Origin of the sequence: Mycobacterium sp., from assembly GCF_025965855.1 — a bacterium.
In the GTDB taxonomy this organism is placed as follows: domain Bacteria; phylum Actinomycetota; class Actinomycetes; order Mycobacteriales; family Mycobacteriaceae; genus Mycobacterium.
The window spans coordinates 16862-28222 of sequence record NZ_JAOPWB010000227.1 but is presented as its reverse complement, the minus strand read 5'-3'; the positions used below and the strand labels follow the sequence as shown (position 1 = coordinate 28222).

General features: G+C 68.5%; 10 protein-coding genes. 5 read left to right on the top strand and 5 right to left on the bottom strand.

What is annotated here, in order from left to right:
- A partial coding sequence (locus JWP83_RS19355) for a PE family protein (RefSeq protein WP_297733192.1) occupies positions 1 to 478 on the bottom strand: 478 nt, incomplete at its 3' end.
- Positions 479 to 579: 101 nt separating this feature from the next.
- Between JWP83_RS19355 and JWP83_RS19350 the strand changes: the two genes are divergently transcribed.
- Genes JWP83_RS19350 through rfbA form a run of 3 tightly spaced genes read left to right on the top strand, consistent with a single transcriptional unit; the run spans position 580 to position 2623 of the window.
- Positions 580 to 1335 carry a maleylpyruvate isomerase family mycothiol-dependent enzyme gene (locus JWP83_RS19350; RefSeq protein ID WP_297733189.1) on the top strand — a complete coding sequence of 252 codons (756 nt, stop codon included), beginning with the start codon at positions 580 to 582 and terminating at the stop codon, positions 1333 to 1335.
- 28 nt (positions 1336 to 1363) lie between these two features.
- Positions 1364 to 1732, top strand: coding sequence for a nuclear transport factor 2 family protein (locus JWP83_RS19345; RefSeq protein WP_297733186.1), 369 nt, complete (start codon positions 1364 to 1366; stop codon positions 1730 to 1732).
- 21 nt (positions 1733 to 1753) lie between these two features.
- Positions 1754 to 2623, top strand: coding sequence for a glucose-1-phosphate thymidylyltransferase RfbA (gene rfbA, locus JWP83_RS19340; RefSeq protein WP_297733183.1), 870 nt, complete (start codon positions 1754 to 1756; stop codon positions 2621 to 2623).
- Here the strand turns inward: rfbA and JWP83_RS19335 are convergent.
- Both JWP83_RS19335 and JWP83_RS19330 read right to left on the bottom strand, forming a co-directional pair.
- The gene (locus tag JWP83_RS19335) at positions 2571 to 3863 is read right to left on the bottom strand and encodes a YibE/F family protein (protein WP_297733180.1); all 1293 of its coding nucleotides are present in this window, start codon (positions 3861 to 3863) and stop codon (positions 2571 to 2573) included. The genes rfbA and JWP83_RS19335 overlap by 53 nt on opposite strands.
- A gap of 36 nt (positions 3864 to 3899) precedes the next feature.
- Positions 3900 to 5201 carry a pyridoxal phosphate-dependent aminotransferase gene (locus tag JWP83_RS19330; RefSeq protein ID WP_297733177.1) on the bottom strand — a complete coding sequence of 434 codons (1302 nt, stop codon included), beginning with the start codon at positions 5199 to 5201 and terminating at the stop codon, positions 3900 to 3902.
- 73 nt (positions 5202 to 5274) lie between these two features.
- On the opposite strand from JWP83_RS19330, the gene JWP83_RS19325 reads away from it, so the two are divergent.
- Positions 5275 to 5499, top strand: a complete 225-nt coding sequence (locus JWP83_RS19325; protein ID WP_297733173.1) for an antitoxin MazE-like protein — start codon at positions 5275 to 5277, stop codon at positions 5497 to 5499.
- Positions 5496 to 5819, top strand: coding sequence for a type II toxin-antitoxin system PemK/MazF family toxin (locus JWP83_RS19320; protein WP_297733170.1), 324 nt, complete (start codon positions 5496 to 5498; stop codon positions 5817 to 5819). The genes JWP83_RS19325 and JWP83_RS19320 overlap by 4 nt, the downstream gene beginning before the upstream one ends.
- A 19-nt stretch (positions 5820 to 5838) precedes the next feature.
- On the opposite strand, the gene JWP83_RS19315 is transcribed toward JWP83_RS19320, so the two are convergent.
- Both JWP83_RS19315 and iniR read right to left on the bottom strand, forming a co-directional pair.
- Positions 5839 to 8763 (bottom strand): (Fe-S)-binding protein, encoded by a 2925-nt coding sequence (locus tag JWP83_RS19315; RefSeq protein ID WP_297733167.1) that lies wholly within the window; start codon positions 8761 to 8763, stop codon positions 5839 to 5841.
- A gap of 92 nt (positions 8764 to 8855) precedes the next feature.
- On the bottom strand, positions 8856 to 11291 hold the full coding sequence (iniR, locus tag JWP83_RS19310) for an isoniazid response ATPase/transcriptional regulator IniR (protein WP_297733164.1): 2436 nt from the start codon (positions 11289 to 11291) through the stop codon (positions 8856 to 8858).
- Positions 11292 to 11361 lie beyond the last annotated feature (70 nt).

Sequence of the window (11361 nt, the reverse complement as noted above, 5' to 3'; positions counted from 1 at the left end):
GCCCGGCGGCCCCGCCGTTGCCGCCGTTCTGGCCGGGTGCGCCGGACCCGCCGGCCCCGCCGTTGCCGATCAAGATTCCGGCGTCGCCGCCGTTCTGCCCGGTTCCCGGTGCCCCATTGGCGCCGTTGCCGATCAGCGGGCGCCCGAACAGCGCCTCCGTCGGCGCATTCATGGCGTCCAGCAGGGTCTGCTGGACGCTGGCGGCCTCGGTGCCTACATAGGCGGCCGCGCCGCCGCTCAAGGCCTGCACGAACTGGTCATGAAACGCCGCCGCCTGAGTGGTCAACGCGTGGAAGTCCTGTGCCTGGCCGGAAAACAGCGACGCGATCGCCGCCGACACCTCGTCGGCGCCCGCGGCCACCACCCGCGTCGTCGAGGCCGCCGCGGCCGCATTGGCCGCGCTGAGCGTCGTACCGATGCCGGCCAGATTCGAAGCCGCCGCCCCCAGCGCCTCCGGCGCAGCGATCACAAATGACATACCCCCGCCCCTTTCGTCAGTTGCCCGACAGGACGGACGTTATCGCTATTGGCGGCTCACCGCATGCTCGTTCTGTATCTCTCGGCGAGTAGCCTGACCGCGTGGACTATGCTGCCGCGTTTCTCGACGACAACCGTGCCTTTGCGGAGCTTTTCCGCGGTGTCGACGAGTCCACGCCCGTGCCGACGTGCCCGGGCTGGAACGTCACCCAGCTGTTGCGCCACGTCGGGCGCGGCGACCGCTGGGCGGCGCAAATCGTGCGCGACCGCCTGGACCAATTCCTGGATCCCCGTGCCGTCGAGGGCGGCAAGCCGCCGCCGGATCCCGCCGACGCGGTCTCCTGGCTGCAGGGCGGCGCGCAGCGGCTGGTCGACGCCGTCGAGTTGTCGGGCGTGGAAACACCGGTGTGGACGTTCCTCGGCACGCGCCCGGCGAACTGGTGGGTCCGGCGAAGGCTGCACGAGACGGCGGTGCACCGCGCCGACGCCGCCATCGCGATCGGCAGCGAATTCACACTCGACGCCGCCATCGCGGCCGACGGGATAACGGAATGGCTTGAGCGAGTGGCGATTCAGGCTGGGAGTGACGGGGCTCCATTGCCGCTCGAGGCCGGCAGCACCCTGCACGTGCACGCCACCGACCCCGGGCTGGGCGACGCCGGCGAATGGACGATCGCCGTCGACGGGGGCGCGATCACCTGGTCGCACGAGCATGGCAAGGGCAGCGCGGCGCTGCGCGGCGGCGCCACCGAGCTGTTGCTGGCGATGGTCCGCCGGGTCTCGCTGGCCGACACCGGTATCGAGCTGTTCGGGGACGACGCCGTGTGGCAGAGCTGGCTGGACCGTACGCCTTTATAACTCAGGCGGACACGGTAGCTTGCTGACCATGAGCACATCGGAGATCGCCACCGTTCTGGCGTGGCATGACGCCCTCAACGCTTCCGACCTGGAAACCTTGGTGGCGTTGTCCAGCGACGACATCGAAATCGGCGACGCTCACGGGGCCGCACAGGGTCACGAGGCGCTGCGTGAGTGGGCCGGCTCCCGCGAAGGCACCGCCGAGCCCGGCCGGATGTATGTGCACGACGGCATCGTGGTCGTCGAAGAGAAGGTCCGCACCCCGGAAGGGGCGGTCACGAACCCCGCGTCGGCGTTCCGGGTGGTCCGCGATCATGTCACCTCGGTGTTCCGGCATGAGGATTTGGCCTCGGCCCTGGCGGCGACGGAACTCACCGAGGCCGACCTCGTAAATTAGGGCCCGAACAGGAGGCACTTTATGCGTGGGATCATCCTGGCCGGCGGGTCGGGCACCCGTCTTCATCCGATCACGATCGGCATCAGCAAACAGTTGTTGCCGGTCTACGACAAACCGATGGTCTACTACCCGCTCTCCACGCTGATGATGGCCGGCATCCGCGACATTCTGGTGATCACCACCCCGCACGACGCGGCCGGCTTCCAGCGGCTACTCGGCGACGGCTCCCAATTCGGCATCAACCTCAGCTACGTTCAGCAACACGAACCCGAGGGTCTGGCGCAGGCTTTCATGCTCGGCGCCAACCACCTCGGCAACGACTCGGCGGCTTTGGTATTGGGGGACAACATCTTCTACGGCCCGAGAATGGGCACCAGCCTGAGCCGGTTCCAAAGCATAAGCGGCGGAGCCATTTTCGCGTATTGGGTGGCTAACCCCTCGGCCTACGGTGTCGTCGAATTCGGGGACGACGGCATGGCGCTGTCGCTGGAGGAGAAGCCGGCGACGCCCAAGTCCCAATACGCGGTGCCGGGCTTGTACTTCTACGACAACGACGTGATCGAGATCGCCAAGGGCTTGAAGAAATCGGCGCGCGGCGAGTACGAGATCACCGAGGTCAACCAGATCTATCTCAACCGCGGCCGGCTGGCGGTCGAGGTAATGGCCCGCGGGACGGCGTGGCTGGACACGGGCACTTTCGACTCGCTGCTGGACGCCAGCGACTACGTCCGCACGCTGGAACGGCGGCAGGGGCTGAAGGTCAGCGTTCCCGAGGAAATCGCGTGGCTGCAGGGGTGGATCGGCGCGGAGCAGCTGGCCGAACGCGCGCGCACCCTGGTCAAGTCCGGTTACGGCGACTACCTGCTGGGGCTGCTTGAACAGCCGCGGTGACCGGGGCCGCTGCTAAAGCCGGTTCTACGCCGGGTCTGGCCAGCACGGCGGCGATCGCCGTCGTCAACGGCACCGACAGCGCCAGCGCGATGCCGCCGACCGCGGAGCGGGCGAGTTCGATGGCCACGCTTTCGCTGGTCAGCACGTCGCCCAGCGAGCGATTGGAGACGCTGAACAGCAGCAGCAACGGGAGCGACGAGCCGGCGTAGGCCAGCACCAGCGTGTCGACGGTGCTGGCGATGTGGTCGCGGCCCACCCGGATGGCGCCCAAAAAGATGGCCCGCCGGGAGCCGCCGAGGTGGGCGAGTTCGAACACCGTCGACGCCTGCGTCACGGTCACATCGTTCAGCACACCCAGCGAACCGATGATGAACCCGGCGAGCAGCAGCCCGCTGATCGACACGTTGCCCAGATACGCAGAGACCTGGCCGTTCTGTTCGTCCGACAAACCGGTGAGATGCGCCAGATCGACTGCAGCCCAAGATAATCCGGCGGCCAGCAGCAACGCCGCCAAGGTGCCCAGCAAGGCGGCGCTGGTCCGCAGATTCACCCCGTGGGCGAGGTAGATCACCGCGTAGAGAATGGCGGCGGACGCCACCAGGGCCACCGGGACGGCGGGTGCGCCGTCGCGCAGCGCCGGCAGCAGGAACACCACCAGCACCGCGAACGCGACAACGATGCCGACCAACGCGAGCAGCCCGCGCCAGCGGGCCACCGCGACGATCACCACCGCGAACGCGACCGCGAGGGCAACCAGCTGCCAGCCGCGTTCGAAGTCGTAAAAGGCGTAGCTGGTCGTGCCCTGGTCGTCGACCTGCCGGACGAGCCGGACGCGATCACCGGCCGCGAAGTGGGGCTGGCCGGGACCGGGCGAGGACTCCAGCAGCGTCTTGGCGCCCGCGTTCGGCCCGGAATCGATGGCGACCAGCGTTTGTATGCATCGCCCAGCGCCGGGGGCCGCCGGTTGCGGCGCGGTGGTGAGCACCTGACCCGCCGATGGGCTGCCGCAGTCGCTCAGTCCGCTGGACAGCACGTACCCCCGCTGCGTGCTCACGGCACCACCGGACGCGTTCTGGAACGGCATCGGGATATCGACGTGCTGGCGGCTCGGCCAGAGCAATGCCGCGCCGGCGATCACGGCCACACCGATGGCGACCAGCAGTCCGACGACGATCTTGGCTGGCAGCGGATCCAGCCGAGACGGGGCCGACGAGAGGCTGTGCGAGTGGGAATGGGTCACCCGCTCCACCGTAGAGGGGCGCCGCCGCGAACCCGCTTACTGTCGATAGCTGGTCAGGAAGTTGCCCAGTCGCTCGATCGCGGCGGCAAGGTCGCGGGACCACGGCAGCGTCACGATGCGCAGGTGATCCGGCGCGGGCCAGTTGAATCCGGTGCCCTGGGTCACCAGGATCTTCTCGGATAACAGCAGCTCGAGGACGAGCTGCTCGTCATCCTCGATGTCGTAGACCTCGGGGTCCAGCCGGGGAAACGTATACAACGCGCCCTCGGGTTTGACGCAGGACACCCCGGGGATCTCGTTGAGTTTGGTCCAGGCGACGTCGCGCTGCTCGAGCAGCCGACCGCCGGGAAGCACCAGGTCTTCGATGCTCTGGTGGCCGCCGAGGGCGACCTGGATCGCGTGCTGGGCCGGGACATTGGGGCACAGCCGCATATTGGCCAGCAGGCTGATGCCCTCGATGAAGCTGCCGGCGTGGTCCTTGGGTCCGGTGATCGCCAGCCAGCCGGCGCGGTACCCGGCGACGCGGTAGGCCTTCGACAGGCCGTTGAAGGTCAGGCACAGCATGTCGGGCGCGAGCGAGGCCACGCTGATGTGCTTGGCGTCGTCGTAGAGGATCTTGTCGTAGATCTCGTCGGCGAGCAGGAGCAGCTGATGCTTGCGCGCCAGGTCGACCATCTGGGTGAGGACCTCGCGGCTGTAGACGGCGCCGGTCGGGTTGTTCGGGTTGATCACGACCAGCGCCTTGGTGCGCTCGGTGATCTTGGACTCCAGGTCGGCGATGTCCGGCTGCCAGTTCTGGGTCTCGTCGCACAGGTAGTGCACGGGTGTGCCGCCCGCCAGCGAGGTCGACGCCGTCCACAGCGGGTAGTCCGGGGCCGGAATCAACACCTGATCGCCGTTGTCGAGCAGGGCCTGCAGGGTCATCGTGATCAGCTCGGATACCCCGTTGCCCAGGTAGACGTCGTCAACATCGAACCGGGGAAAGCCGTCGACCAGCTCGTAGCGGGTGACCACCGCACGCCGGGCGGGCAGGATGCCCTGCGAGTCCGAGTACCCCTGGGCGTACGGCAGGGCCTGGATCATGTCGCGCATGATCACGTCGGGTGCCTCGAAGCCGAACGGCGCCGGGTTGCCGATGTTGAGCTTGAGGATGCGGTGCCCCTCGGCCTCCAGCCGCGCGGCGTGCTGGTGCACCGGGCCGCGGATTTCGTACAGGACGTCCTGCAGTTTGGACGACTGCGCGAAGGCCCGCTGCCGGTGATGGCCGGCTTGATGACCGGGACCGTGCACGGGCAGCTGGTGAGTGGTCACGTCACCTATGGTGCCATTGTTGTCCACTGAATTTGCTGGTAGGCATCGGACTAGATCGGGAATCGTTGCATGCAACGCGCGTTTCATGCAACATTGAACGATGGGTAGAACATCGACGCGGCGAGCCAGCGAATACCGCCGCCGCATGCGTGAACGCGGATACCGCCCAGTCCAGATGTGGGTGCCGGACGTCCGGTCGGCGCAGTTCGCCGCGGAGGCACAGCGGGAAGCATTGGCGCTGGCCGAAGCCGACCGGCACAGCGATGACATGGAGTTTGTGGAGGCGATCTCGGACGATCTGGCTTCACTGGACGACGACGAGTGAACCGTGGCGAGCTGTGGACGGTCTCGGGGGGCGTCTATGCAGCCGAGCCTCGCCCAGCGATCATCGTTCAGGACGACCTGTTCTCCGCAACTGAATCTGTCGTCGTCATCCCGCTGACTGCGACAAAGGTCGCCGGCGTGGCGGTAGCGCGAATCGCGGTCCCGACGACCGCCGGCATTGCGCAGCCCAGCTTCGCCATGGTCGACAAGATCACGACAGTGCGCCGCTCCAACCTCGGAACGCGGATCGGTCGCGTGTCCACGACGCTCATGGCAGACATCGAACGGTCGCTCATGGTGTTCCTCGGCCTGGCCTCCTGAGCAACGGCTCGTTTAGCGATCAGCGCTTGCCGGGCGGACGTGCCCCGCGGGCGATGCCCAGGCCTTTTACCGGCGCTGCCGGCGGTGCCGCGTCGCCGTCGGGCTGCGTGGACGGCTCCGGTTTTTGCTCGGGCTCCGCCTTGGCCTCGGGTTGCTCGGCCGGGGCCTCGGTTGCCTTGGGAGTTGCCTCGGCGGCGGGTGCGGCCTTCTTGGCGCCGGGTCGCTTAGCACCGGCGGCGATGCCGAGCCCCTTAACCGGTGCGGCAGGTGCCGCGGGCGCCTTGGATTCAGGAGCGGGTGCCGCCTCGGCGGGAGTCTCGGCCGCGGGGGCTGCTGCCTTGGTCGCCGGTGCCGCCTTCTTGGCGCCGGGTCGCTTGGCGCCGGCCGCCATCCCCAGCCCCTTGGAGGGCACTGCGGGCGCGGCGGGAGCCGCAGGCGCCTTGGCCTCTTCGGCCGGCGCCTCGGTTGCCTTCGCCGCCGGTGCGGCCTTCTTGGCGCCGGGTCGCTTGGCGCCGCCGGCAATACCCAACCCCTTAGAGGGCACCGCGGGGGCCGCCGGGGCGGCGGCCCGGGGCTTCTCCGGCTCGGCTGCCTTGGCCGGCTCCTCGGCCTTGGGCGGTGCCTCGGCGGGTGCGCTTGGGGCGGCGGCCTTGGGCGCCACCTTCGGCGCCTCAGCGGCCCGCTTCTCGGCCTCCTTCGCGGCCGTGCCCTTCTCGGGCAGCGTCGCCTTGTCGTGGTCCAGCGACCCGAGCAGGATCTGGGCCACGTCGAGCACCTCGACGCCGCTGCGACCGGCTTCTTCCTGGCGGTCGTTGACGCCGTCGGTGACCATCACCCGGCAGAACGGGCAGCCGGTGGCGATCGTGGCGGCGTTGGTGGCCAGTGCCTCGTCGACGCGTTCGTGGTTGATCCGCTTGCCGATGTGCTCTTCCATCCACATGCGCGCACCACCCGCGCCGCAGCAGAAGCTGCGCTCGGCGTGGCGCGGCATTTCGGTGAGCTTGGCCCCCGCGGCGCCGATCAGCTCGCGCGGCGCGTCATACACCTTGTTGTGTCGGCCCAGGTAGCACGGGTCGTGATACGTGATGTCTTGGGAGACAGAGGTAACCGGGACCAGTTTCCTGTCGCGCACCAGCCGGTTGAGCAGCTGCGTGTGGTGCAACACGGTGTAGTTGGAGCCCAGCTGGCGGTACTCCTTGCCGAGGGTGTTGAAGCAGTGCGGGCACGTGACGACGATCTTGCGGTCGACGGTCTCGATGCCCTCGAATAGCCCGTCCAGGGTCTCGACGGCTTGGGCGGCCAGCTGCTGGAAAAGGAACTCGTTGCCCGACCGGCGCGCGGAGTCGCCGTTGCAGGTTTCGCCCGTGCCCAGCACCAGGTACTTCACGCCGGCGACGGCCAGCAGTTCGGCGACGGCTTTGGTGGTCTTCTTCGCCTTGTCGTCGTAGGCGCCCGCGCAGCCCACCCAGAACAGGTACTCGTAGCCATCGAAGCTGTCGACGTCCTCGCCGTAGACCGGCACGTCAAAGTCGACCTCGTCGATCCAGTTGGTCCGGTCCGAGGCGTTCTGACCCCACGGATTGGCTTTGTTCTCAAGGTTTTTGAACAGCACCGACAGCTCGGAGGGGAACTCCGACTCCATCATCACCTGGTAGCGGCGCAGATCGACGATGTGGTCGATGTGCTCGATGTCCACCGGGCACTGCTCGACGCAGGCGCCGCAGGTCACGCAGGACCACAGCACGTCGGGATCGATGACGCCGCGCTGCTCGGCGGTGCCGACCAACGGGCGGGTCGCCTGCTCCGGTCCGGAGCCCATCACGCGGCCGAAGCCCGACTCGGGGACGTGATGCTCTTCGGCGTGCTTCTCGCCGCTGAGGTTCTCGGCAATCCCACCCTCCGGGGTGTTCTCGAGCGGAGTCTCCTTGTCCCCCAGGATGTACGGCGCCTTGGCCATCCAGTGGTCGCGGAGGTCCATGATGACGAGCTTGGGCGACAGGGGCTTTCCGGTGTTCCAGGCGGGGCATTGCGACTGGCACCGCCCACACTCGGTGCAGGTGGCGAAGTCGAGCATGCCCTTCCAGGTGAAGTCTTCGATCTTGCCGCGGCCGAATTCGGCGTCGTCGGGCGGGTTTTCGAAGTCGATTGGCTTGCCGCCGGACTCGATCGGCAGCAGCGGCCCGAGCCCGTCGGGCAGGCGTTTGAAGATGACGTTGATGGGCGCCAGGAAGATGTGTAAGTGCTTGGAGTGCAACACGATCAGCAGGAAGGCCAGCATGACGCCGATGTGCAGCATCAGGGCGACGGTCTCGACGATCTCGTTGGTGTTGTGACCCAACGGGTGTAGCAGCGAGCCCATGAAGTGGCTGAAGAAAGCGCCGCGGCCGTACGGGAATTCGTCGCCGAGGGCATTCACTGACGCTCCGCGGAAGATGGCGTACGTCCAGATGACGTTGAAGATCATGAACAGGATCAGCCACGCGCCGCCCGTGTGCGAGCCGTAGAAGCGGGACTGGCGGCCGTACTCTTTCGGCTCGGTGCGCAGCCGGATGATCGCGAAGGTGACGATGCCGGTCAGCACCGCCAACGCGAAGAAGTCCTGCAGCGCGCCCAGCGCGTCCCAGCGGCCGATGATCGGAAGGTGGAAGTTCGGCTGGAACAGCACGCCGTAGGCCTCGATGTAGACCGTCAGCAGGATGAAAAATCCCCACATGGTGAAGAAGTGCGCCAGACCCGGCAGCGACCACTTCAACAGGCGCCGTTGTCCGAGTACCTCGGTGAGTTCCGCCCAGATTCGGCTGCCGAGATCGTCGGTGCGCCCGCTGGCCGGCTGGCCGGACATGACCAGCTTGTTCAGCCACAACACTCGCCGCGCAGCGAAAGCGCCCACGACCACGGTCATGCCCAGCCCGAGTATCAGTCTGATGAGCGTTTGGGTGGTCACAGAAGGTCTCCCCAATTCCTAGTTTGTTGCCTACTGAGGCTTGCTCATAGTGACATCTGGGTAGCTTTCGGTGCGAGATAGGCTGCCCTAAGTCACCGCTCGGCGGTGCCCGTGGCCTGCGGTTCAGCCCCGGGGGCCAGCATCGTGCGCAGCATGGACAGCATCTCCGAACGCGAGCCGGCGCCGAGGCGACGCCGCATCCGGGCGACGTGGTGCTCGACGGTCTTGGCGGAAATGAACAGCTGGCCACCGATGTCGCGATACGGCATGCCCAGCAGGAGAAGCTCGGCGACTTCGCGTTCACGATGGGACAGGGCCGAGCCCGCCGGTGGGTGGTGTGGCGCGGGACGGGCATCGGCCGCCGGTTCCGCTCCGACGGGCGTCTCGCCGATCCCGGCGCCCACCTTGAGGTCCCGGGCCAGTTGCAGCATGGCCCCGGACACCCGCCCGTCAGGCGCTTGCAGCGCGGCCTGACCGGCGAGCCGGGTCGCGTCCGAGGTCAGCCCGACGCTCGACAACGACCGGGCCGCCGCGGTGACCTCGTCGGCGTCGACCTGATCGGCGAGCACCCTCAGCCAGGTTCGGCCGGCGCCGGATAGCGCGCGCGCCAGGGCGCTGTCGCCCGCGGCCGCACCGAGCGCCTGCCCGTGCGGCGCGACCAGCTGCGGTGCGTTGGCGAGGATTCCCGCGTGCACCCCGGCCCAGTGCAAGGGCGCCGACCACAACGCCGGGTTGCCCAGGGAGTCCAGCAGCCCGAACGCCTCGTCCAGCGGGTGCCGCAGCCGGTCGACCTGTCGCAGCCGGGCGGCCGCGACCCACAATTCCCCGAGCGGCAGCAGCGCGAACAGATCGACGGAGTACTCCGCGAGCACTTCCATGGCCTCGTACCAATGTTTTTGCAGCGCACCCGCGTCGCCGCTGCGCCGCGCGATCGCCGTCTGCAATGCCGCCGCCCACAACGCGTCCCGCCGGTGCAGCCCGGCCGAGCCGACCGCGGCTGCATCCGCGCCGGCTGCCGGCAACTGCCCGTCCTGCATCTTGAGCCAGCCCGAGAGCAGCGCGTGGCGGCGTCCGAACAGCAAGTCGCCGTCGGCGCGGGCGATGACGCTGCGCGCGCGGACCGGATCGCCGCCATGGATAGCGGCCAGGCTGACCAGCGCGGCGGGGCTATCGGGAATGACCTCGGTCATGGATTGTCCGGTCGCAAATGCCTGACCGAGCTTCGCGATTGCCGCCGGATATGGATGATCCATCGTCAGCAGCAGCCCTTCGGCGAGACCGCGCGCGGCGCGTGCGGCCATGGTCGGCGGTCCGGTGTCGTCGAGGCGCAGGGCGGCGCGCGCTGCCGCAAGATCGCCCGTCGCGGCGTGCACGATCGCCGCGGCCGCGCTGACGACGGCGTCCGGGTGGGGGCCCAGCCAGCTGAAGAGTCCGGCCGCCTGGCTCGCGTTGCCGTCATGGATGGCAATGCTGGCGGCGATGCGCACCGCCGCCGCGCGTTCGGCGGAATCCGGCGAGCCGAGCAGACGGTCGGCCAAGGCCGCCGCCGCCGCGCAGTCGCCGGTGCGGGCCAGCGCGTCGGCGACTCGCGCCGCCAGCCCGTCGGCGCCGGCGTCGACCGCCGCGCGATAAAGCCTCGCGGCGCCGACGGGATCCGCCTGCGCCCCTTCGGCTTGCCGAACGAGCATGGCCGCCAGCCGGTCGTCTTTCAGGCCGTGTTCGGCGAGCCGGAGCGCGAAAGCCGCTGACACCGTCGAGGTATCCAATTGCGAACGCACGATCGAGGTTTCGACCTCGCGGTGGTGCGCATTGCCGACGAGCTGGGCGACCGCGTCATGAACCAAGTGCAGGAATCCCGGGTTGTGCGACGGTTCGACGAGACCGCCGGCCCGCGCCCGATCGACGAGTTGGCGCGCTTGCGTTGCCGAAATACCCAGGGCGGCAGCCACATCCGCGGCCCCAAAATCCTGGGTCAGCGACATGATGAGGAGGGCGTCCAGGGTGGGCTCGTCGAGTCGGCGCAATCGGTCGATCAGGGCGAACTTGGCCGCCTGCGCCGGCACCTGCGCCGTGTCACCGACCGCGCGCACGAGAAACGGTATTCCGCCGGTGCACTCCAGGAGGTGTTCGGCGACCGGCAGCGGACCGAGGGATATGCGTCGTCCGTCCCGTTCGATGGCCCGGGCGACATCCCGCAGCCGCTCTTGGGGTTCGGCGCCCACCACGACCGTCACGTCGTCGGCCAACCACTCGATGAGGGCCCGCAGCTCGGCGTCGGTCAGCAAGTGCGCATCGTCGACGACCAGCGCCGCGTCCGGCGAGTCGCCGCCGCGGGGCGGACGTGCCAGGACCGCGAGCCCGGCGCCGCGCAGCTGGTCGCGAGCGGCGGCGAGAGCGGTGCTCTTGCCGGTTCCGATGCCGCCGATGATCAGGAGCTTTACTGGCGCCGTCGCGGCGTGCGTGAGGGCCCGAATCGGGTCGCGCGCGTGCGGCCGGACTTCAAAGGGGGAGACAAGAGAGTCGCTCATGGCGCGTACTCCCTTCCCGGCAACCCCGCATTTCCCCTAACGACGCACCCCCTAATACTGCCCTACGGGA

Bases quoted from the DNA above. Each gene is read 5' to 3' on its own strand.
- JWP83_RS19345 (WP_297733186.1), top strand. From the start codon at position 1,364: ATGAGCACATCGGAGATCGCCACCGTTCTGGCGTGGCATGACGCCCTC.
- rfbA (WP_297733183.1), top strand. From the start codon at position 1,754: ATGCGTGGGATCATCCTGGCCGGCGGGTCGGGCACCCGTCTTCATCCG.
- JWP83_RS19325 (WP_297733173.1), top strand. From the start codon at position 5,275: ATGGGTAGAACATCGACGCGGCGAGCCAGCGAATACCGCCGCCGCATG.
- iniR (WP_297733164.1), bottom strand. From the start codon at position 11,291: ATGAGCGACTCTCTTGTCTCCCCCTTTGAAGTCCGGCCGCACGCGCGC.